Genomic DNA, 21,516 nt, shown 5'->3' on the forward strand with positions numbered 1-21,516 from the left:
TCCTCTCCCTCCGCTCAACCAAACAAACCATCCAATACCCAGCCCTGTTTCTCGCGAACGAGTTGATACAAAGCCCCGTCATCGACCGCCACCTCCCACACCTCGCGCTCCCATGCACCACTATTCCACCAGTCCCCCGACACCAACCACGGCCCACCCGCCGCCGTCACCTTCAACCATCCACCACCACCCACCTGCAACGCCTCCGGTCTCCCTCCCTCATCCAAACCCACCAGCACCGGCCTCACCGGACGATACCGCCTCAACGGCAGCCCATTCGACATCAACAAGCGCTCTTCTGATCCCGGTAACGACGCCTCCGCAGCCGCCACCGGCTCCAGATAGTTCACCAAGGTAAACGCATCCGGTCGACGACTCGGCAGCATCTTCACCCTGCCCACCTGACCCGCCCCCAGCAAGGCCTCCAGCTGCCCCAAGGTCTCCGCCAGGCGGTTCGGATCACGCAAACCTCGTTCAAACAATCCCGACTGCTGTCCAAACGGACGCACCGACACCAACTCCAAAGCAACTGCCACAATCGGCGCCCCCGCACTCACGCCCTCCAGATGCGTGTGCAACAACCGCAACAACAACGCCGCATTCCGCGTCGGCTCCGCCACTCGCAGGGTGTTTTCATAAACCGTGCGATCATCAAACCGCAACTGCACCCACTGCGCCGAAGCCACCAGCCACGCATCCGCCAGCCTCCCACAAAGATCATCCAGAAGACGCCTCAATAAAAACAACAGCGGCTCCAGACACTCCACCGGATGCTCCAGCTCCACCTCCTCGCGATACCCCACCACCGGACACACCCTTTTTAACAACCGCCCGCGTCCCCCGCGACACAGATCCCACAACCACAAGCCCTCCTGCCCCAGCCGCAACGCCATCTCCGCACGCGGCAACGCCGCCAGTTGCGCCAGCGTCCGAATGCCCCACAAACGCAGCACCTCCATCACCTCCCGCGATGGCTTCAACACACTCAAAGGCAAATGCTGCAACAACTTCGCCCCATCCTCCGCATCATCGCCCAACGTCAACACCGGCCGCGCCGCAAACGCCGCCAGGATCGCCAGATCCGCTTTGCACGCCATCCCCACCCGCACGCCCAAGCGCTTCTCGCGCAACCACTCGCGCATGCGCTGACCCGCCTCCCTGCTGTCGCGCTTCACCTCCGCGAAACTCGATCTCGACAAATCCAGCACACACAACCCCGGCTGCGTTGACTCATAATCCGGCGTCCACAACGACGCACATGCCAGCAACACCTCCTGCGCCGCCCGCTCCCCCTGCGCATCCCGCCGCAGCAATTCCAAACGCGGACACCGCGCCAACGCCTGCGACGCCGTCATTCCCGCCACCACCCCCTGCGCTTCCGCGCGACCATTCGCATGCAGCACCCGCCCCTTGTTCTCCATGTCCTCATCCTCACCATTAGAACCATCACCATCACCATCCAACACCGCCACCCATCGCTTCGAAAAAGCCTGACGACACAACACCGCCTGCAAATGAAAACGCGGCAGCCACAACGCCGCATAAAACGCTGAAAGACCTCCTTTCATCACCCCGCCTCCGCCATTGAGTTTAGTCGACGCTCCAAGCCCTTTCTCCCGCCCCGCTGCTGCACCCTGCCGCGCAACTCTGACAGCAAACCCTCACGCGACCCATCCAACGCCTCCACCGCATGTGTCTCCTCCAAAAACAACCTCGCCCGAGCACACGGCACCATCTGAAACGACGTAAACGCACACAACAACGTCCCCGCCTTCTCCGCCAGCATGCGCAAGCGATGCCATGCAGGCGCAGGAATCTGCCGCAACGCCTGCGCCGGACAAAACTGCAAATCCAACAACACCCGCGTGATGTTGCCATCGCGAAGCAACAAATCCGCCGCCCGAATCGCCCGGTTCGCATCCCGACACCGCACCCACAACAAACGGTTCAGCGTCTCCATCGAAGCACTCGCAGGATCAAACGCATCCGCCCCATCCACCAACGCCACCCTGGGTCGCAAGCTTTCCCGTTCTGCCTCCATCAACGCCAGCAACAACAACCCCGCCCCCGCACTGCCCCGCTCATCCACAATCTCCGCCACCGTTCCCTGCATCAGCCGCATTCCATCCAGACAAGCCCACCCCGTCTGAATCGCCCCCATTTCTCCCCCCGACGAAAGCGCATGCGCATGCGCCTCCGGGTATTGCTCCCGCAATACTTCACGCAAAGAAATCACATTGGCCGGGATCATAGTGTTCTTTTGAACATATTTCATAAGCATAGTATCTGCAATCCTTATGAACCGAAAGTTTCTGCGGTCCCCTAAAACCGTCGGCAACCACCGGTTTTTTTGTCTTCACCAATACCAAACACGGATGTTCCGCCCATGAGTTGATCCGCAAACAAGAACCTGACAAACACAACCTTGACTCATCGGATAAGGGCACCACCCTTGCGCTGACGGCAAGCCAATCTCGCCAACTTCGACTTGGCTCATTCCCTGCGTTGATGGCTGCCACATCAACCCCCGCCATGGACACGCTTCAAACCTTCCTCTTCGCCCATCCGCTCGCACTCCTCACCCTGGTCATCGCCCTCGGATATGCGTTGGGAGAAATCCGCCTGCCAGGCAATTTCCGATTCGGCATGGCAGCCATCCTTTTCGTGGGGCTCGCCTTCGGATTCTGGAATCCCGCGTTTGGTCATGCCATTCCGGAACTGATCCAAACGCTCGGACTCGCGATCTTTGTCTACTGCGTTGGACTGGAAGCCGGACCCGGTTTTTTCCGCTCGCTGGGCAAATCAGGACTGCGCGTCAACCTGATGGTGGTCCTCTGCATCAGCAGCGGTGCCGGGCTCATCTGGCTCTGCATGCGCAGCCAGCTGGCCAGCAAAGAACTGCTCACCGGACTGCTCTGCGGCTTGATGAACAACACCCCCGCCCTCGCCGCCGCCACCGATTCCATCCGCCGCATCAGCAGCGACCCCGAACTGCCCAACCAGATCGTCGTCGGATACGGCATCGCCTACCCCTTCAGCCTCATCGCCTTGCTGATTTTTTACCATTTGCTCTGCCGCAGAGCCTTCGGCCCCTCCGCCATCGCCCCGCCCAGTTCGTCTCATACCGACGTCGCCGACACCTTGAAAGTGGAGCAACTGCCTGCTGACAAAGACCATTGGCTTGCCGAAGAAATCACCCAAAAAACCGGCCTTCTTCTCTCCCGTGTGTTTCATACCGACACCAACGCGGAAGTGGTCCATCCCACCACCCGCATTCATCAAGGGGCCCGCCTTGTCGTCATCGGCAATGCCGAGCAACTGGCCGATGGTGCCCGGCTGCTGGGCCGCTTCTCCGGCGGCACCTTCGAGACCCGGCAAAAAGGTTTCACCGTTCATCGTTACGTGCTCTCCAATCCGAAACTGGCCGGACGCAGCCTTGGCGAGATCGCCGATCACCTGGAAAAGATGGACGGCGTCCTCACCCGCGTGCGCCGCGGTGATGTCGAGCTTTCCGTCAACCGCAACATCCGGCTTCTGCCTGGAGATCGGGTCCGCATCGTTGCCAAACAGGGTCAGGAAGGTGACATCAAAAAATACATCGGCGACTCCCTGCATGCCCTCGGGTCACAAGGGTCACTCACCTTTGTCCTTGGCATCTTCCTCGGCCTCGTGTTCGGCGCGATTCCCCTAGCCCTGCCCGGGTTGTCAAATCCCCTCAAGCTCGGCGCCGCAGGCGGGCCACTGGTCATCGCCCTTCTCTTTGGTTACCTTGGCCGCACCGGACCACTCATCTGGAACATCCCCTTTTCCAACAACCTCGCCCTGCGTCACCTTGGTATCGCGCTGTTCTTCGCCGTCGTCGGCTGCCGCGCAGGCGGTGGCCTTTCCGCCGTGTTCAACCTTCAAGGCATGATGCTGGTCGCCACCGCCGTCTCCATCGTCTTGCTGTTTCACTTCATGCTCTGGCTGCTGCTGCGACTCAGCGGCGAGCGCAATCTCGGCGCTTTCCTCGGCTTCAGCGCCGGCATGCAAACCCAGCCCGCCGCCCTCACCTTCGCCTCCCACCGCATTCCCGGAGACGCCGTCCCGATCAGTTACGCCACGGTATTCCCCCTCGCCCTGGTGTTGAAGATCATCATCGCGCAACTGTTGGTGCTTGGCTGATGATGAAAGCACTTACTTCTTCATCTTCACCAACACCCGCAGTCGCTTGTGCTGATAAGTCCCGGCATTCTGCGTAAACGTCCAGTCGCGCGACTGCCCCGTGCTGTTGCCAATACCAATATCAGCGCTCTGCGCAGCATTCCAATTGTTGATGGCAAACAAGGTTGTGTTGCTGCCATGATGATGGATCTGCATCGAACCATAACCCGCCTCCGCACCTGCGATCAGATCCCCCGAATCATACAAGGCATCCGAGGCATTGGGCACCCCGACCCCATTCGCCGGACCATAATTGCCCGGCCAGAACTCCACATTCAACAAGTCGCCCACCTCGCCATTTGGCAAACCCGGCACATTGCTCAACACCCGCGCGTTTTTGATAACTTGCTGAAACGAGGCCCCTGAAGCAGCCGTTGGAATGCCCAGCTTCTTCAGTTCATTGGTCAAAGCATCCGCCGAAACATAACAGTATTTCAACGCCCCACTGCTATCTCGCAAATCCACAAACCATGCCACGCGTTCAACCGTTCCTTTAATCTTATCCGAGTTATCCACATCATAAATAGGAGCACCACTAAGTTTCGACAAATCCATATCATAAAGCACCTCATACTCCGCCGCTTCAGCCACCTTTTCCTTGAGCATGTCCTTGATCCTGATCTCCCCCGCCTTGAATGGATAGGCTGGCAATCCCACCGAGTTCACCAAGTTGGGCTGCGCCGCTTTGTTGAAACCAAAACGCACCGCCGTCGGCTGCTTGACTCCTGCCGCCGACAACACCACGTCGCTTCCTTCAATCACCGCGTCCGCTTTCACATAGCCCGTGTCCTCACCCACAATCTCAAACCAGTCGAGCGGCTGTCCATTGCGCGATTTCAGACCACCTGCCACCTGATCAAACGTCACCCGCAACTTGCCGGGTTCCTCCTTCAACGCCTTGAACACGGGACCTGAAGCCACCACTTCCTCACGACCATAAGTCCCCTTCAAAGCCAGCAACGCCAGCCGCTTCCCCACGTCCTGTTTGTTCTTCGGATGAATGTCATTCAAGTCAGCAATGTCCATCGTTGAAACGATCCCGGTATTAGGAATTTCCAGTGCTGCGTATTGCGCCTCCCAAAAAGTCGGCAACACCAAGGGATCTTCCTGACCGTAGAGAAACGGCGCAATTTGCACATAATAAAATGGGAACTCGCCCTGATTCCATACTTTGCGCCAGCCGCCCACCAACGCCTTCATCTTCTCCGTATACAAACTTCCTTCCCCATGATTGGATTCGCCTTGATACCAAATCGCCCCACGCATCGCAAACCCAACGAACGGATGCACCATTGCGTTGTAAAGTGTGGTTGGCTCGCCGTGGGTGGTGAATGGCAGCAACGCAGTTGGAAAAGCGGGTGATGGCAACACCGCTTTACCCGATCCCAGCGCCTCGCGTGCGCTCTTGCTCCAGACTTCCAAATCGGCCAGATGCTTCTCCATCAACTGCTGGTATTGCGGATGCGTGGGTTGTTTGATCTGAATCAGCTGTTGGATGTCCTTCAATCTCTCGATCCCTTCAAAACCCGTCGCCGGCACCCAAGGCTCGATGCGCGTCCCACCCCACGATGCATTGATCAATCCAATCGCCACCCCCAGCTCCTTGTGCAGTTCGCGCGCCATGAAATACCCCGCCGCCGTGAAGCCTCCGACCGTGTGAGGATTGCACACCTGCCACGTTCCTTTGAAATCCGTCTGCGGTGTGCTCGCCGCAATCAGTGGCACCTTGATATGGCGGATCGCCGGAAAATTCGCCGCCGCGATTTCCTTTTGTGGATCAAGACTGCTCTGCACCGCCCATTCCATGTTGGATTGACCTGAACAAACCCAAACCTCGCCCACCAGAATGTCGCTGACTTTCACCACATTGGCACCCTTCACCGTCATTTCAAACGGTCCACCCGCCGCCACCGGATGCAGCTCCACACGCCATTCCCCTTTCGCATCCGTCACCGCATCCACCACCTTCCCATCACCAAGCTGCACGCTGACTTTCTCGCCCGCCTCCGCCCAACCCCAAACCGGCAGCTTCATGTCCCGCTGCAGAACCATGTGATCGCCAAAAATGGCAGGCAGTTTCACTTCCGCATGCGCCATTCCCAAACTCCAACTCACAGCCCCCCATGCAAAAGCAACAAAGAAGCAAAGCCGGTGGAACAGGGACGAAATCATTGGATGGCTACTTCAGCAAATATCCCCATCTCCAGCAATGCAAAAGGATGAGATTTTTGCTGAAGGCAACGCCTGCCCATTCGCTAAAACGTGACCCCAACCCTAACGCCAAATTCCTGCGGCGCACCTGGGGCTCCAGTTCGCACATCCGTGTTCATGTTGGAGTAATACTCTTCTTCGGCCAGATTGGTTCCATACAAAGCAATGCTCCAATTCTGTGCACGCCAGCCAACCGCCGCATTGACGAGTCCAAAACTCCCCTGGCGAAACTCGTCGCGATTAAAATCGTCAAACCAGGTCTCTCCAAGAATGAGATATTCAACCCGCACAAAAAAGCCCGCGTCGAGATGCAGGTCCAATGCAAGAGCCGCATCAAACTCAGGCACAAATGGCGGGGTATTCCCATCCAATGAACGCCCCGTCACCGGATCTTCGTAATCCGTCAACCGCGCATGCGCCCATCCAAACGACCCAAGGAAATCCAGTTGCGGCAACAGTTCCACCCGGCTTTCGACTTCGATTCCGTAAGTCCTCGCCTCCGCCGCATTGAACACCGCATAGTCAGTCACCCCGATGCTGCGTTCGACCTGATAGTTCTCAATGTCATGGTAAAACGCCGCCACATTGGCCACCACCCTGCCGTCCAGCCACTGGGTCTTCAGCCCCACCTCAGTCGCCCACAATCGCTCATCATCAAATTCCACAAAGCGTGCATCATCCACATAAGCACTGAAACCTCCCGGCTTGAAGGCATAGGTCGACTTCGCATAGATCATCATATCATCGTTCAGCTTCATATCGATGCCCACCGTTGGCGTTACATGAACCCACTCGTTCTCAAACTCCTGACGCGGCGAACGTTCGGCAATCTTGGTCAACGTCACCAACGTTTCAGGCGTCGGCAAGGGAGCCTCAAACGGCATCGCCCCAAAAAATCCCAAATCCGCGACCGCATTGATGGTCCCAAGCGGTTCAAAGTTCGTCACCGTCACCACGTCCGTGTCCGATGTCTTGTCGCGAACCATCTTGCGCCGCACCCAATCAAAACGCAAACCGCCATGCAACGTCAGCGGCTCCCAACCCGACCAGCTGCCTCCCGTAAAAAACGCCAGCGCATCCTCCTCAATGCGATGCGTCGTCACTTGTTGGATCGCGATGTCTGATTCCGACACCGAGGTCAAAACCACCCTTGGCACCCGCAGGGTAAATGGAATCGGAAACGGTAGTTGCGCCGCAATCGCCTCCCTCAAACCGGCGGCGGTCTCAGTGGTGATGTCCGTCTGCGTGATGGTCTGCTGCTGTGTGAAAATGTTGCGCAACCCGGTTCCATTGATCTCGCTGGTCGAACCATACGCCCCCACGTTCCACTGAAACGGCGAGTTCTTATCATTACTCGAAAAACGAAACTCCTGACTCCAGATTTCCTGATCCTGCTTGATGACTGACGACCCGAATGGATCACGCGTAAAATCGAGGTCGGTCAGATAGGGATCCAAGTCAAAGTTACGCCGCGAAGTGACGCTCAAGAATCGCCATGAGTCCGACTCATACGCGATGCGCAAAGCCTGATGATCCACCGTTCGATGCTGTGCCCCATCCACATCCGATTCCACCTCATAAAAATCACTCCGATCCAAAGACGTCAACCGCGGTGCCCCGTCATTGAACTCATCATATCCCCCCGTCAGACTCACCTCCCAACCATCGGCAGGTTCCCAAAACAACCCGCCTTGAAGCCCCCAGTGCTCCTGGTCATCAGCCCTCTTGTTCAACACCGGATTATACAGATACCCCTGCCGCGAATCAAACTGTCCCCCCAGCCGGAAATGAAGAACGTCATTCACAATCGGTCCCATCAGATACCCTTCCGCATCATGCACTTCATACGATCCAAACCCGTATTCCAATGCCCCCTTTAATTCGTTGGTCGGTCTCAGGCTGCGCACATTGATCAAACCACCATAAGTATTGCGACCAACCACCGTCGGTTGCGGCCCTCTCAATACCTCCACACTGTTCACCGCCATCAGATTCTGCGCATACGTAAACGTCTCTCCAAACGGCACATCATCCACATAGACCGTCGTTGCGGGCGCACCGAAAAAAACGGTGTTCGTCAGACCGCGAACCGAATACACATCCCCAAAAGAACGCGAACCTGAATCCGTCGCGCTCTGGTTGGGAGTCAGCCGCACAATATCCTGAGGCTCCCTGATTCTGAAATTCACCACGTCCTCCTCCGTTAGCAAACTGGCGCTCACCGGTTGGTTCTGCGCATCCGGCAACGCCTCCCCGATCACCAAAACCTCCATCAATTCCCCCGCTTGAGGTTTCGCCGTTTCCTCTTGGGACATGGCCTCGGAGGTCATTCCCAAAAGCATCACCGTCCCCAATGTTATATATGCTGATATGCGCATATATATCTTATAGCCAACCGCGCACAATCCACAACAAAAAAATCACTTCTCCGCCCCGGCCAAACTACCCCTTGCTATCTCTCATAACAGGAGTCTTGTTAACCATGAATACCATGTCTCCAACGAGAGGACAGTCTTGAGTATGGTTGCGCCACTGGGGCGCATTGCTTTTGTCGGGGGTTACGAGCCGAGGCGCTGCGGCATTGCCACCTTCACGCATGATTTGTGTGAAGCGGTCGGCAACGCGATCCCCACTGCCCAATGTTTTGCAGGTGCCGTCAACGACAAGCTCGAAGGTTACAAGTATCCACCGCGAGTGCGCTTCGAGATGCTCGAAAAAGATCTGGACTCCTACCGCCGCGCCGCCGATTTTCTCAACTTCAACAACACCGACGTCCTCTGCGTCCAGCATGAATTCGGCATCTACGGCGGACCTGCAGGTAGCCATCTTCTCGCCCTGCTCAAGGAGGTGCGCATGCCCGTGGTCACCACCCTGCACACCGTCCTGCAATCCCCGAATCCGGCCCAGCGCCAAGTGATGGAGGAACTGGTGCAACGCAGCGATCGCCTCGTGGTCATGGCCCGCAAAGGTGCCGACATCCTGCGCGACACCTATGCCGTTCCCGACGCCAAGGTCGACATCATCCCCCACGGCATCCCCAACATTCCGTTCAACGACTCCAGTTTTTTCAAAGCTCAATTCGGTGTTGAAGGCCGCATGGTGCTGCTCACTTTTGGCCTGCTTGGACCCGGCAAAGGCATTGAATATGCCATTGAAGCGCTCCCAGCCATCGTCAAACGTCATCCCAACGTCGTCTATCTCATCCTCGGTGCCACCCATCCGCATCTCGTCGCCCGGGAAGGCGAAACTTATCGACTCAGCCTCGAACGACTCGCCGAAGAACGTGGCGTCAAAGAGCACGTAATCTTCTACAACCGTTTCGTTTCGCTCGATGATCTCACCGAGTTCATCGGTGCCACCGACATCTATCTCACCCCCTATCTCAACGAAGCGCAAATCACCTCCGGCACCCTCGCCTATGTGTTTGGTGCCGGCAAAGCGGTTGTCTCCACGCCTTACTGGCACGCCACCGAACTGCTCGCCAATGACCGCGGCACTCTCGTGCCGTTCCGCAATCCGACCGCGATCGCCGATGGCGTCTGCGCTTATCTCGACGATCCCGAGCGACTCGACCGCACCCGCCATGACGCTTATCAGCTCGGACGCGAAATGATCTGGCCCGCCGTTGCCCAGCGTTATCTCGACACCTTTCAACACGCCCGCGTCGATCGCAAATCCGCCCCCCGCACCGCCTTCGCCGGTTGGACATTGGCCAGTCGACCCTATGACCTCCCGCCACTGCGACTCGACCACATCATTCGCATGAGCGACGGCACCGGCATCTTCCAACACGCCTCGTTCAACGTCCCCAATTTCCATGAAGGGTATTGCGTCGATGACAACGCCCGCGCCTTCATCCTCTGCAACCTTCTCGACGAACTCGGCGGCAAGCCCCCCGAAGAGAACCTCGATCAACTCGTCACCGGCTACCTCGCCTTCCTCTCTGCCGCCCTCAACTACGAAACCCGGCGCTTCCGCAACTTCATGAGCCATGGCCGACAATGGCTCGAAGACGCCGGCAGCGAAGACAGTCATGGTCGCTCCCTGTGGGCCCTCGGCGTCGGCGTTGGGCGAACCCGCAACGAAGGCCACCGACGCCTCTGCATCAAACTTTTCAACCACGCCCTGCCCGTGGTCGAAAACTTTTCATCACCACGCGCTTGGGCTTTCACCATCCTTGGCATCCACGAATACCTTCGCCAGCTTCCCGACTGTCCGGATCTCCATGCCGCACGCGAAATCCTCACGGACAAACTCGTCACCCTTTGGAAAAACTGCGCCACCGAAGACTGGCCGTGGTTTGAGAACATCGCCACCTATGACAACGCCCGACTCTGTCAGGCATTGATTCTCAGCGGCCAGTGGATGCCCCATCCCGAAGCGCTTGAGATCGGACTCAAATCCCTCACCTGGCTCACCTCTTTGCAGAAAACCCAGGCCGGCCATTTCCGTCCCATCGGCAGCAACGGCTTCTGTGTCAAAGACGGCATCCACGCCGATTTCGATCAACAACCCGTCGAAGCCCAGGCCATGGTTTCCGCCTGCCTCGAAGCCTTCCGCTACACCCAGGATCCCGCGTGGTCGAAAGAAGCCAAACGTGCTTTCGAATGGTTCCTTGGCCGCAACGACCTCGGACTCAGCCTCTACGACTCCAGCACCGGAGGCTGCAGCGACGGCCTTCATCACGATCGCGTCAATGCCAACCAGGGTGCCGAATCCTCCCTCGCCTTCCATCTCTCCCTTGCCGAAATGAATTACGCCGAACACCTCATCACCATGCCTCACAGCAACCCCTCATGATTTCGAGTCCCATCCACCTGCGCCGACACGAGATCATGCTGTTGCCCGAAAGCGCGCGCGTCATCATCCGACCCTTCATTCCATCCGAACCCCATCGCATCGCTGCGATCCTCGGACGCGCTCTTGCACTCACCGAGGAGGAAGTTACCGAGGAACTCGACGCCGTGCATCAGGAGTTCGACTCACGACACTTCGACATCGAAAGACAGCTGCTGGAACACTACCATAAAGTGGTTCCCCACATCGTCGACCAACACCCGCTTTCCCGACCAAGACAACTCCTCATCGGCGCTCTCTTCTCCGGCGAATACGCGCTGGAATCCGCCGCGCTTTTCAATCCCTCCATCGTCCCCCATCCCGATCAATCCGATGTCCCCGAGGGCGGACTACGATTCATCATGAGCCTGCGCGCCACCGGCGAAGGCCACATCTCCTCCATCGAATTCCGCTCTGGACTCATTGCGCCGGATGGCCACATCCATCTCGACAGCACCTCGCGTTTTGTCACCGTTCCCGAAGTGGTCGTCAACCCCAGCTACCGCAAGTCCAGCTTCATTCATAAGTTCCGCGAAATGGGATTCGACAACGCCTTCGCCGAGTCCGTCATGGCCCCGCTCGCGAACGACTTCACCCGTGATGATCTGAACCAAAGCGTGGGCACCGTTCGTCACGAAAACCAGCCCGCGAATCACGAACTCAAACGCACGCTTGAGTGCATTCAATGGCTCGCCGATTCCAACTACGAATTGCGCTTCCCTTCCAAACTTGGCATCAGTGAACGCATCATCTTTCCCGTCTCGCCCAATGAAAGCAACGGCATCGAAGACGCCCGTTTTGTGAAGTTCGTCGAAGATGACGGGTCCGTCATGTATTACGCGACCTACACCGCTTACAACGGTCGCGCCATCCTGCCCCAGTTCATTGAGACCAAAGACTTCCTGCACTTCCGCGTCATCACCCTCAACGGTGGAGCTGTTCAAAACAAGGGCATGGCATTGTTCCCAAGACGCGTCAACGGCCACTATGCGATGCTGTCCCGACAGGACGATGAGAACCTCTTCATCATGTTCTCCGACAACCTCCACTATTGGAACGATCCTCAACTTCTCGTTCGTCCCGCCGAAGTCTGGGAATCCGTCAAAGTCGGTAACTGTGGTTCTCCCATCGAGACCCCAGCCGGCTGGCTCGTCATTACCCATGGCGTCGGCCCCATGCGCAAATACTGCATCGGTGCCGTCTTGCTCGACCTCGAAGATCCCACCAAGGTCATTGGCCGACTTAGCAAACCTCTCCTCTCTCCCGAAGGCATCGAACGCGAGGGTTACGTCCCCAACGTCGTCTACAGTTGTGGCTCCCTCCTCCACGACGACAAAATCATCCTCCCCTACGCCATGAGCGACAAAGCCACCGCCATCGCCAGCGTCCCCCTCGACGAACTCCTCGCCGCCCTCCTCAGTTAAGTTCAAGGAGAGGCGGTCTCCAGACCGCCTTCATCTTTTTTTCTAAATTCCCAACTTCTCCACCTCAGCCATCAACTCCTTGCTGATCGCCGCATAAAGCTCCTTGCCGGCCTCCCGATACTTCGAAGCATCATAAAACCACGGCTCACCCACCACCAGGGTGATCTCAGAAGGCTGGAAAAATTTCCCACCCATTGGCAACGCTTCACGGGTCCCGAACAAACGCATCGGGATCACCGGAACCAAGGCTTTGGTCACAATCAATCCCACGCCCGGCTGCCCTTCCTGCAAATTGCCATCCGCGGTCCGTGATCCTTCCGGAAATACCAGCACCTTCTCGCCCTGCTTCAACAAGCGGACCACCGCCTTCAAACTCGACATGTCCGGCTTGTCCTGATCCACCGGGATCGAGTTCCACGCCTTGTAAACCGCCTTCGCCATCGGATTCGTCATCAGCGATTTGCGTGCCAAAAAGTGAATGTCCTGATCCAATGCAATGCCTGCAAATGGCGGATCGAGAAAGCTCGCATGATTGCAAACCAACAACGCGCCGCCCTCAATCTCCAAACGCTCCTTGCCCACGACACTGTAGTCGAAAAATCCCCGGGCCATCGTTTTGAAAAACGTGTAACCCAACCAGTAAGCCAATTTCATAAGTTAAGTCGAAAATAGTTTTTCGATGATCAATCATCATCATTCATTCCTTCACCGTCAGCCCGCGGGCACCGAGAATGGCAAGCACTTCTTCAACCACCTGCTCCAAAGAAAGCTCGGTGCTGTCAATCACCACTGCATCCGCCGCCGCCTTGAGAGGCGCCACCTTGCGGGTCGAATCCAATCGATCCCGTTCCGACACCGCATCCGCCTGACCCTGCAAACCTCGCCGGCTCGCCCTCACCTCCTCCGAAGCATCGATGTAAAACTTCCAGGGCGTCTCAGGAAAAACCACCGTGCCAATGTCGCGACCTTCCATCACCAGGCTGTGCTCCTGCAACAAGTCCCGCTGCATGGCCACCAGCTTCTCCCGCACCTCAGGCACCGCCGCCACATGCGAAACCGCCAGGTTGATCGACTGATCCTTCAGCTCATCCTCCACTGCTTCGCCTTTCAGTGTCACCACACTACGACCACCGACCACCGCCACGCCCACCTCTGCTTCATCCACCGCTGCGATCACCGCCGCCTTGTCGTTCACATCCACTTCAGCCCGCAAGGCAGCCAATGTGGCCGCACGATACATGTTGCCGGTGTTGACAAACACCCAGCCAAACCGATCCGCAATCGCTCCCGCCACGCTGCTTTTTCCCGAAGCCGCCGGACCGTCCATCGCGATGACGTGATGCTCACTCATATTGATACTCATGATGAAGAATCCGCCGTTCCCGAGGGCGCCTTGCTGTCACTTTTACGAAAGGGCACATGATCGACCACCTTGGTCACCACTTCGGGATTCAGCGGTTCCGTCATGCATTGCTCCAAATGCTGCTCGAATCCAGGGTAGGACGTCGCGATGCACTCGGTGCCATTAATCGTTGTGGTGCCTTCCGCAAACAATCCGGCGATTGCAAACGCCATCGCAATGCGGTGATCATGCCAGCACTCCAGCTCGGCTCCAATCAATGGCTGCCCACCGGTGATCTCCATGCCATCTTCAAATTCCTCGACCGGCACGCCCATCAAGCGCAAATTTTTCGCCACCGCCGCAATCCGGTCCGTTTCCTTCACCCGCAATTCCGCCGCATCTTTGATGATGGTCTTCCCCTGCGCCAAAGCCGCCGCCACCGCAAGGATCGGCAGCTCATCAATCACATTGGGAATCTCCGCGCCCCCGATCACCGTGCCACGCAAAGTTTCACCACCGCGAACCACCACGTTTCCCCGCGGCTCGCCCTCGCCCACCGTCACTGCATCGGTGATGTGAGCCCCCATTCGGACAAGAACATTGATCACGCCGGTCCGCGTCGGATTCAGCCCCACATTCTTCAGCACCAGCATCGAGTCTGGTGATGCCGCCGCCGCCACCATCCAGAATGCCGCGCTTGAGATGTCGCCCGGAACATACAAATTCTTCGGTTCCGGTTTCTGGCCGCCATAAATGCTGATCGCATTCCCTTCACGCACCACCTTCACCCCAAAATGCGCCAGCAGACGTTCCGTGTGATCGCGCGTCTTTTCCGGTTCGATCACCGTCGTCTTGCCAAACGTGTTCCAACCCGCCAGCAACACCGCGCTCTTCACCTGCGCACTTGCGACGGGCAGAGGATACGTAATCGCCCGCAACTCTCCGCCCTTTACGGTCAACGGAGCCGTCACCTTCACGCCCTGCCCCTTCAGTTTGGCGCCCATCATCTCCAGTGGCTCCGCCACCCGCTTCATTGGGCGTTTTTGCAGACTCTCATCCCCGGTCATCGTCGCCTTGAAATTCTGCGCTGCCAAAATCCCCGACAGCAGGCGCATCGTCGTGCCCGAGTTGCCGCAATCAATGACGGCCAACGGCTCACGCAACTTCATGCCATGCCCCGTCATCAACAACGTCACCGGCTTGCCACGCGAATCCGTTTTCAGAACCTCGCACTCCGCCCCCAGCGCCTTCATCGCCTCCAACGAACAAAGGCAGTCCTCGCTGGACAGGAAATTTTCAATCAACGTTTGCCCCTCACAGAGAGCCGCAAACATGACCGAACGATGACTGATGCTCTTATCCCCCGGCACAATGATTTCAGCAGGGATGTTCTTAAGTGGGCGAATTTTTAATTGGGACATGATCAAACGTTTGGTGCCGCCAAATCCCGCAAAACTTTCGATTCACGGAGAAATTGGCGCATTTTGTCTTCGTCCAGTTTTTCAAGGATATCAACCAGATCACTAAAACGGTCTCGCGCAGCCCGCACTGCATGCAGCACCTCGTCACGATTCTCAAACACAATTCCCGTCCACAAATCCGGATTCCCTGAAGCCACCCGCGTGGTATCACGAAATCCGTTGCCCACACACAGCCTCACGGAATGATCGTCCTGCATCGCCGCCAAAGTCACCGCCGCCGCTGCAAGATGCGGCATGTGACTAATTCGCGCGACACACCGATCATGCTCCTCGGGCCCCATCTCCAACAACCGGCATCCCATCAACCTCCAAAACTCCCGCACCACACCCAGCGCCCTGTCCGTCGTAAACAACGTGGGCGTGATCAAACACCCCTGTCCTTCAAACAAGTTCGCCCGCGCCGCCTCCAACCCCGCGCGCTCCGATCCCGCCATGGGATGACTCCCAACAAAATCAAACCCCGAGCCGCTCAAAGCTTCCTCCATCCCGGCCACCACCATCGCCTTCACGCTTCCCACATCCGTCACCACTGCACCTTTGGCGAGTGGAAGTTTCGCCAACTGCCTGCCGAGCACCGCCATCGTCCGCACCGGCGTGCAAATCACCACCAAATCGGCACCTTCCACCACCATCGCAAGGTCGTCCGAACAAATCTCCGCCAGTTCCAAAGCCTCCAGCTCCGCCACCGCCTCACGTCTTCTCGCCCAAGCCCGCAAATGAACGCCGGGCAGCTTTTGGCGCAGCGCCATCAACAGCGATCCACCCAGCAAGCCGGGACCCAGGATTGCCACCTTTGAAGGCAAATAAGACGCTTGACTGTTCATGTTTCGACTCGACTCCTGCGGAAAGAAAAGGCGCGTTGATGATCAACGCGCCCTGTCAATTCTACTGATTGAATCCGTTGGCTCAAGGAACCAGAAAGATTTTGCCCGTGCGAGGATCACGAACTTTCTGACCTGGAGTGAAATCGCGCACGTCCACCATGTTCTCCGGCTTGCCTTCAACACCAGGAGGATAAACAAAACCCACACGACCGGGAACTGGTTTGCCATACGAAGGCGCTGCCGGGGCCACTGGTTGTTCGCCACCACCCGGTGCGATCACCGGAGGCTGGGTCTCCACAGGAGGAGCAGGAACGTCGGTCCCTGGGCTGGTGGTGGTTGTCGTCGTGGTAGTCGTGCCAGGAAGATCATCTGCAATCGCCGAAGTGTCTGGACCCGTCTGTGGGCTGGTATCCGATACCGTTGGCGAAAAACGCGCGGGTGGGGCTTGATCCAACGACTGACCGCCAGGGGTCCGAACAGGAGCTTCAGTGGAGGCGCAGCTTGCCAAAGCAAGGCAAAACGGCGCGGCGATAAGTTTGAGCAAAGTGGCGTTTTTCATGGGGCTGTTTGAGTTCAGGAATTTACACGCATCGGCATCAACACATAGAGAAAGTTTGAACCACTACGCAACACTCCGGGGCTGATGTCATCAATCAGGTGCAAATACACCTCATCGCTGGCCAGATTGCGCAATGGAGCCATCATGAACTCCGGGTTGAACGCAATGACCATTTCCGGACCTTTGTAAGCGATCGCCACACTCTCACGCGCCTCACCCACATCCGGGGAATTGGCCACCACTTCAACGTTGTCCTGGCTGAAATGCAGCTTCACGGAATTCGACTTGTCGCTCAACAGCAACGACACACGCACCAGCGTGCGCAACAGCGGCTCGCGCTCAAGGGCAATGCGCTCGCGGCTCTCGCCGGGAATGACCTGACGGTAGTTCGGGTAATTGCCCTCGATCAACTTGCTGGTCAGGAAATAGTTGCCCAGGTCAAAACCAATCTGGCCAGCACTGATCTTGATGATCAACTCCCCCTCGTCGTCCAACAAACGCTGCACTTCGTTCACCGCCTTGGTCGGGATGATGATGTCCACTTCCTGACTCTGCGGAAACTCCAGCTCCTGCTCCACCATCGCCAGACGACGTCCATCCGTCGCCACCATGGTCATCATGCTGTCCTTGAACGCACAAAAAATGCCGTTCAAAACGTAGCGAGTTTCGTCGGTCGAAATCGCATACGACGTTTTGCGCAAACACTCGCGCAATACCCGCTGCTCAATGCGGAACTCCTTCGCCTCGCTGAACACGGGAAGCGGGGGAAACTCATCATGTGCAAGCCCCATCACCTTAAAATAACTCGGTCCGCTGCGGATGTGCGCCACATTCTTCTCATCCACCGAAACGTCCACCTCATCCGAGGGAAGTTCGCGCACGATGGTCGCCAGACGACGGGCAGGCAACGTGGTCGCCCCTTCAGTCTCCACCTCGGCCTCGACCGAACCGGCAATGCTGACGTCGAGATCCGTCGTCGACAATTCCAAACGACCGTTCTGAGCCCTGAGCAGGACGTTGGATAAAATTGGCAGTGTCGTGCGCGAACTGACAACATGCTGCACTTGCTGCAACGCCGAGAGGAAAGCTTCCTTGCTGATGGTAAATTTCATGGTGCGAACTTGCAAATCTCTCATAGCGAGAGGCAAAAATTAAGCAAGCACAATGGACAAGAAAGCGCCCACTGTCGATAGAAAATCCCCACCTTCGTGCCGAAGGTTAAATGCCAAGCTTGTGTTCGAACTCAAAATCTCCGCGCCGCACCCGGAAAAGGATGTAAAACACCATGCCCAGCGCCCCCGCCACCAGCACCCGCCACACCCAGGCCGGAACGCGCCAGGCCGGCAGGGTGGATACCATGATGGACGGCGATGGTTCGGAAACCTTGCCCTCCTGATCCACCCCCACCACCCGGAATTCATACTGCAAACCCGGCCTCAAAGCGTTCACATTCACCGAAATTTTATCCGCATCGCCACCTTCCGCTGGACTCCAGTTACTGATCGGCTGCCAAAATTTTACGATCAAGTTTTCCTCAGGCTTCATGCCGTTGGACGCCGCCTCCACCCTCCAGGAAGCCGGTTTCACCTTCGTCTGTGGCCATGACAAAATGAGGCTCGACTGAGTCATTCCATGCGCCTGAATCTCGTTCACCTGCTCAAGATTGGGATTCACCTCCAGCTTGTCCACTCGCATCCCTCTCATTGCCAGCATCGCAGACACCAGCCCCTTCCTGTCCAACGGCGGCGGATTGCCACTGCCACCAGCCACCGGAGGAGCTTTTGCTTTTGGCATTTGCGGCGAAACGGCCGCCACCGATGGCCGCTCCAAGGAGGTTTCGGTCTTCGGGCGACTCGCCTCCGCCACACTGGGCCGCACCGTGTTGGGCTTGGCAGGACCAGCCTTGGCAGCGCCCGGTAGCGCCACTGCCGTCACCACCGCCTCCATCTTGATCACCGCCTTCTGAGAAGCCCCTGAAATCTCCAGATTCACATCAAACTTGCCCGCCGCACGAGTGTCAAGTTTGACCAAAAACCGACGCTCCTGACCCGGCTCCAGCCGAATCGTCTGCCCAAGCTCCTCCACCGCAAATGGCGGACGCAACGCCAGCGTCGTCAGCAAATCCTGCCCCCCATGATTCGCGATCGTAAACTCGCGCTCCACCTCCTCACGCTGCTTTACCGAACCAAAATTCAACCACTTGTCAGTCGGAGTCACCAGTCGCAACTGTGCCGGCTGCGCTTCCGCCGTGATCAACACCCGCTCCGTCACACCCGCCGCCTCGATCACCAACTCCTCACTAAACTCCGCCACATCCGTCGCCGCCAGCCATAACCTGACATCTTCGCGACCCTGCGGTTTGATCGTCACAACATCGCCCCCTTGCAGACGCTTGGGCAGCCTCAACTTCACATCCATCATGTCTGGACGACCATTCGCCAGCGTCAGAATCGCCGACCGCTCGCGCGTTTCACTCTCCCACTTCAAAAACATCCTTCCCGGACTCACCGTCAGCGCCGGAATGCTGTCCCCATAAAATTGCAAAACACTTTCCGCATCCTGGTTCGTCTGCAACGGCAGTTCCCAACGGTAGTGCCCGGCCTTGTCCGGTCTGAACGCCACCACAAACTCCAGTTTCTGCCCTGGTGCCACCTGCAAATCCGGCGGACCAAAGAAAGGAGCTTCCCAATTCAATTTCCCGTCAAAAGCCGCCGCCCCCACATTTTCCACCATCACCTTCGACTCAATCTGCCCACCCGCAAAAATCCGATTGAACATCGGTTGTGAACGCACCTTCAAAATCGGATCAAACTTCTGTCCGGTCAGAGTCGCCCTTCCAGGTGCCGAAAACGGCCCGCCATCCACCCGGCACGCATAGGTAAAATGATCTGCCGTTGGCGCATCTTTGCCCTGATGCGTGTAAATGATGAAAGCCTTGTTGTTGTCCCTCGGATGCGGGCGAACTTCAGATAAACTTCCAAATTGCGGCTGATCACGAATCACAAACTCCACCCTCCGCAACGTTCCCACCACCGCCACCAACTCCACTTCCACACGCCCGCCGGCGATGAAATTCGCGCCCACCGCCCTCACCTCCGGCACCTGAATCGGATTCTTGTTCTTTTTTTCCGCCTCTTCACCGCGACGTTTCACATCTCCATGCACCAACGTCGACATCATCATGACCAGACCCCACAACAAGAACCGCACCGCTGGGCGGCTTCTTCGAAATCGGGAAATGGCAACAGAAAACATGGTCAAATAAACGGAAAAAAATTGATCCTCTGGACAAACAGCCTGCCTATTTACCACAAAGCCGACGTGATGACAAGACCATCACTCACCCGGCAGATCAAACCCTGACAAGCGACGCCGTAAAAAATCCAAAGCTGTCTGACTGGTCAGCATCTTGAACCGGTCACGCCCTCCCGGATACGACCGCCGCCTCACCTCCGTCGCCCGCCCTTTCGAAGCCAGCGCCACAAACACCGTCCCTACCGGTTTGCCCTCCGAACCCCCGCCCGGTCCCGCAATCCCGGTCACCGCCAACGCATGGTCCGCCCCGCTCACCTGCAAACACCCCTCCGCCATCGCCGCCGCCACCTCCGCGCTCACTGCCCCAAATTCCTCAATCAATGCCGATGGCACCCCCAGTTGCCGCGTCTTTGCCTCGTTCGCATACGTCACCAACCCCAATCCAAACACCCCCGATGCCCCGCTCACATCCGTCAACCGGCTCGCAATGAACCCGCCCGTGCAACTCTCCGCCGTCGCCACCCACTGCCCCTGTTCTTTCAGCTTCTCCACCACCACCTGTTCAAGCAAGCGCCGGTCGTCCGATACCAAAAATTCTCCGAGTTTTTCCCGGCACAACGTTCCCGCCTCATCCAAAGCCGCCACCGAACCCCGCAACCGCACATCCACATCCCCTTTGCCAAGACAATACCCAATCTCCAAACCCCCAATCGCCTCCAGTGCGCCCTGCAGGGCCATCGAAATGTCCGACTCCCCCATGCCCGTGAACTTGAAATACCGGCACTCCGTCGAATTCCCATCCGGCAACAGTGATCGCAGCACTGGCACCACCTGCTCCGTCATCATCGGCTTCAGCTCCCGCGGCGGACCCGGCAACAAAAACACATGGCAGTTCAACCCGCGCGCTGCCCCCAACTCCGCCGGCAGATACAATCCCGGAGCCGTTCCATGCGCATTCGGCATCACGATTGCCCCACGCGGCTTCATCGCCTGCCGTTTGTTATGCTCATTCACCGGCTTCCCACGCGATGCAAAAAACGCCGTCAACCACGCCAGCACCTCGTCATCAAAATCCATCGCCAGCCCAAAAACCGCCGATGCCCCCTCCCTCGACACATCGTCCATCGTTGGACCCAACCCACCCGTCACAATCACCACATCCACCCGCGCACAAGCCTCCCCCAGCGCTTCCTGAATCGCCGCCCCATCCGGCACACAGGTCGAACGCGACACCTCCAGCCCCAGCTCCACAAAACACTGTCCCAGCCAAGCCGCGTTGGTGTTGATCACATCGCCGATCAACAGTTCCGTTCCTGTATTGATAATCTCAATTTTCATGCCCTTGCGTTTACCCCTGACGAAAATCTCCTGGCTTCGAACT

At 57.5% G+C, this 21,516-nt stretch carries 15 protein-coding genes; 3 read left to right on the plus strand and 12 right to left on the minus strand.

Annotated elements, in window-relative coordinates; translation table 11 throughout:
• Positions 1-14 precede the first annotated feature (14 nt).
• Positions 15-1,568 carry a Y-family DNA polymerase gene (locus tag FEM03_RS17395; protein ID WP_138087565.1) on the minus strand — a complete coding sequence of 518 codons (1,554 nt, stop codon included), beginning with the start codon at positions 1,566-1,568 and terminating at the stop codon, positions 15-17.
• Positions 1,568-2,251, minus strand: a complete 684-nt coding sequence (locus FEM03_RS17400) for a hypothetical protein (RefSeq protein ID WP_138087566.1) — start codon at positions 2,249-2,251, stop codon at positions 1,568-1,570. Before FEM03_RS17400 ends, FEM03_RS17395 begins: the two co-directional genes overlap by 1 nt.
• 281 nt (positions 2,252-2,532) lie before the next feature.
• Here FEM03_RS17400 and FEM03_RS17405 point away from each other — a divergent pair, with 281 nt between their 5' ends.
• Positions 2,533-4,164, plus strand: a complete 1,632-nt coding sequence (locus FEM03_RS17405) for an aspartate:alanine exchanger family transporter (RefSeq protein ID WP_166442945.1) — start codon at positions 2,533-2,535, stop codon at positions 4,162-4,164.
• Between the two features lie 12 nt (positions 4,165-4,176).
• Here FEM03_RS17405 and FEM03_RS17410 read toward each other — a convergent pair whose 3' ends face one another.
• On the minus strand, positions 4,177-6,300 hold the full coding sequence (locus tag FEM03_RS17410; RefSeq protein WP_240772824.1) for a sialate O-acetylesterase: 2,124 nt from the start codon (positions 6,298-6,300) through the stop codon (positions 4,177-4,179).
• 158 nt (positions 6,301-6,458) lie between these two features.
• Positions 6,459-8,729 (minus strand): TonB-dependent receptor, encoded by a 2,271-nt coding sequence (locus tag FEM03_RS17415; RefSeq protein ID WP_166442946.1) that lies wholly within the window; start codon positions 8,727-8,729, stop codon positions 6,459-6,461.
• A 205-nt stretch (positions 8,730-8,934) separates the two neighbouring features.
• Between FEM03_RS17415 and FEM03_RS17420 the strand changes: the two genes are divergently transcribed.
• Positions 8,935-11,214 (plus strand): glycosyltransferase family 4 protein, encoded by a 2,280-nt coding sequence (locus FEM03_RS17420; RefSeq protein WP_138087570.1) that lies wholly within the window; start codon positions 8,935-8,937, stop codon positions 11,212-11,214.
• Positions 11,211-12,674, plus strand: coding sequence for a glycoside hydrolase family 130 protein (locus tag FEM03_RS17425; RefSeq protein WP_206171057.1), 1,464 nt, complete (start codon positions 11,211-11,213; stop codon positions 12,672-12,674). Before FEM03_RS17420 ends, FEM03_RS17425 begins: the two co-directional genes overlap by 4 nt.
• Positions 12,675-12,716: 42 nt before the next feature.
• Here FEM03_RS17425 and FEM03_RS17430 read toward each other — a convergent pair whose 3' ends face one another.
• The 8 genes from FEM03_RS17430 to FEM03_RS17465 form a co-directional block, all read right to left on the minus strand.
• Positions 12,717-13,328 (minus strand): lysophospholipid acyltransferase family protein, encoded by a 612-nt coding sequence (locus FEM03_RS17430; protein WP_138087571.1) that lies wholly within the window; start codon positions 13,326-13,328, stop codon positions 12,717-12,719.
• Between the two features lie 43 nt (positions 13,329-13,371).
• Positions 13,372-14,025, minus strand: a complete 654-nt coding sequence (cmk, locus tag FEM03_RS17435) for a (d)CMP kinase (protein ID WP_138087572.1) — start codon at positions 14,023-14,025, stop codon at positions 13,372-13,374.
• Positions 14,026-14,033: 8 nt separating this feature from the next.
• Positions 14,034-15,437: a 3-phosphoshikimate 1-carboxyvinyltransferase gene (gene aroA / locus FEM03_RS17440; protein ID WP_138087573.1), complete on the minus strand. Its 1,404-nt coding sequence runs from the start codon at positions 15,435-15,437 to the stop codon at positions 14,034-14,036.
• Between the two features lie 2 nt (positions 15,438-15,439).
• Positions 15,440-16,288, minus strand: coding sequence for a prephenate dehydrogenase (locus tag FEM03_RS17445; protein ID WP_166442947.1), 849 nt, complete (start codon positions 16,286-16,288; stop codon positions 15,440-15,442).
• A gap of 115 nt (positions 16,289-16,403) precedes the next feature.
• The gene (locus FEM03_RS17450) at positions 16,404-16,880 is read right to left on the minus strand and encodes a hypothetical protein (RefSeq protein ID WP_138087575.1); all 477 of its coding nucleotides are present in this window, start codon (positions 16,878-16,880) and stop codon (positions 16,404-16,406) included.
• Between the two features lie 14 nt (positions 16,881-16,894).
• Complete coding sequence (gene dnaN / locus FEM03_RS17455; RefSeq protein WP_138087576.1) at positions 16,895-17,992, minus strand: DNA polymerase III subunit beta; 1,098 nt, start codon at positions 17,990-17,992, stop codon at positions 16,895-16,897.
• 106 nt (positions 17,993-18,098) lie between these two features.
• Positions 18,099-20,135 (minus strand): fibronectin type III domain-containing protein, encoded by a 2,037-nt coding sequence (locus FEM03_RS17460; RefSeq protein ID WP_138087577.1) that lies wholly within the window; start codon positions 20,133-20,135, stop codon positions 18,099-18,101.
• An 81-nt stretch (positions 20,136-20,216) separates the two neighbouring features.
• Positions 20,217-21,473, minus strand: a complete 1,257-nt coding sequence (locus FEM03_RS17465; protein ID WP_138087578.1) for a competence/damage-inducible protein A — start codon at positions 21,471-21,473, stop codon at positions 20,217-20,219.
• Positions 21,474-21,516: the final 43 nt, after the last annotated feature.

It is taken from the genome of Phragmitibacter flavus (assembly GCF_005780165.1).
In the GTDB taxonomy this organism is placed as follows: domain Bacteria; phylum Verrucomicrobiota; class Verrucomicrobiia; order Verrucomicrobiales; family Verrucomicrobiaceae; genus Phragmitibacter; species Phragmitibacter flavus.

Bases quoted from the DNA above. Each gene is read 5' to 3' on its own strand.
- cmk (WP_138087572.1), bottom strand. From the start codon at position 14,025: ATGAGTGAGCATCACGTCATCGCGATGGACGGTCCGGCGGCTTCGGGA.
- FEM03_RS17415 (WP_166442946.1), bottom strand. From the start codon at position 8,729: ATGTCCCAAGAGGAAACGGCGAAACCTCAAGCGGGGGAATTGATGGAG.
- FEM03_RS17460 (WP_138087577.1), bottom strand. From the start codon at position 20,135: ATGTTTTCTGTTGCCATTTCCCGATTTCGAAGAAGCCGCCCAGCGGTG.
- FEM03_RS17420 (WP_138087570.1), top strand. From the start codon at position 8,935: ATGGTTGCGCCACTGGGGCGCATTGCTTTTGTCGGGGGTTACGAGCCG.
- FEM03_RS17450 (WP_138087575.1), bottom strand. From the start codon at position 16,880: ATGAAAAACGCCACTTTGCTCAAACTTATCGCCGCGCCGTTTTGCCTT.
- aroA (WP_138087573.1), bottom strand. From the start codon at position 15,437: ATGTCCCAATTAAAAATTCGCCCACTTAAGAACATCCCTGCTGAAATC.
- FEM03_RS17400 (WP_138087566.1), bottom strand. From the start codon at position 2,251: ATGATCCCGGCCAATGTGATTTCTTTGCGTGAAGTATTGCGGGAGCAA.
- FEM03_RS17395 (WP_138087565.1), bottom strand. From the start codon at position 1,568: ATGAAAGGAGGTCTTTCAGCGTTTTATGCGGCGTTGTGGCTGCCGCGT.
- dnaN (WP_138087576.1), bottom strand. From the start codon at position 17,992: ATGAAATTTACCATCAGCAAGGAAGCTTTCCTCTCGGCGTTGCAGCAA.
- FEM03_RS17465 (WP_138087578.1), bottom strand. From the start codon at position 21,473: ATGAAAATTGAGATTATCAATACAGGAACGGAACTGTTGATCGGCGAT.
- FEM03_RS17410 (WP_240772824.1), bottom strand. From the start codon at position 6,300: ATGGCGCATGCGGAAGTGAAACTGCCTGCCATTTTTGGCGATCACATG.
- FEM03_RS17405 (WP_166442945.1), top strand. From the start codon at position 2,533: ATGGACACGCTTCAAACCTTCCTCTTCGCCCATCCGCTCGCACTCCTC.
- FEM03_RS17430 (WP_138087571.1), bottom strand. From the start codon at position 13,328: ATGAAATTGGCTTACTGGTTGGGTTACACGTTTTTCAAAACGATGGCC.
- FEM03_RS17425 (WP_206171057.1), top strand. From the start codon at position 11,211: ATGATTTCGAGTCCCATCCACCTGCGCCGACACGAGATCATGCTGTTG.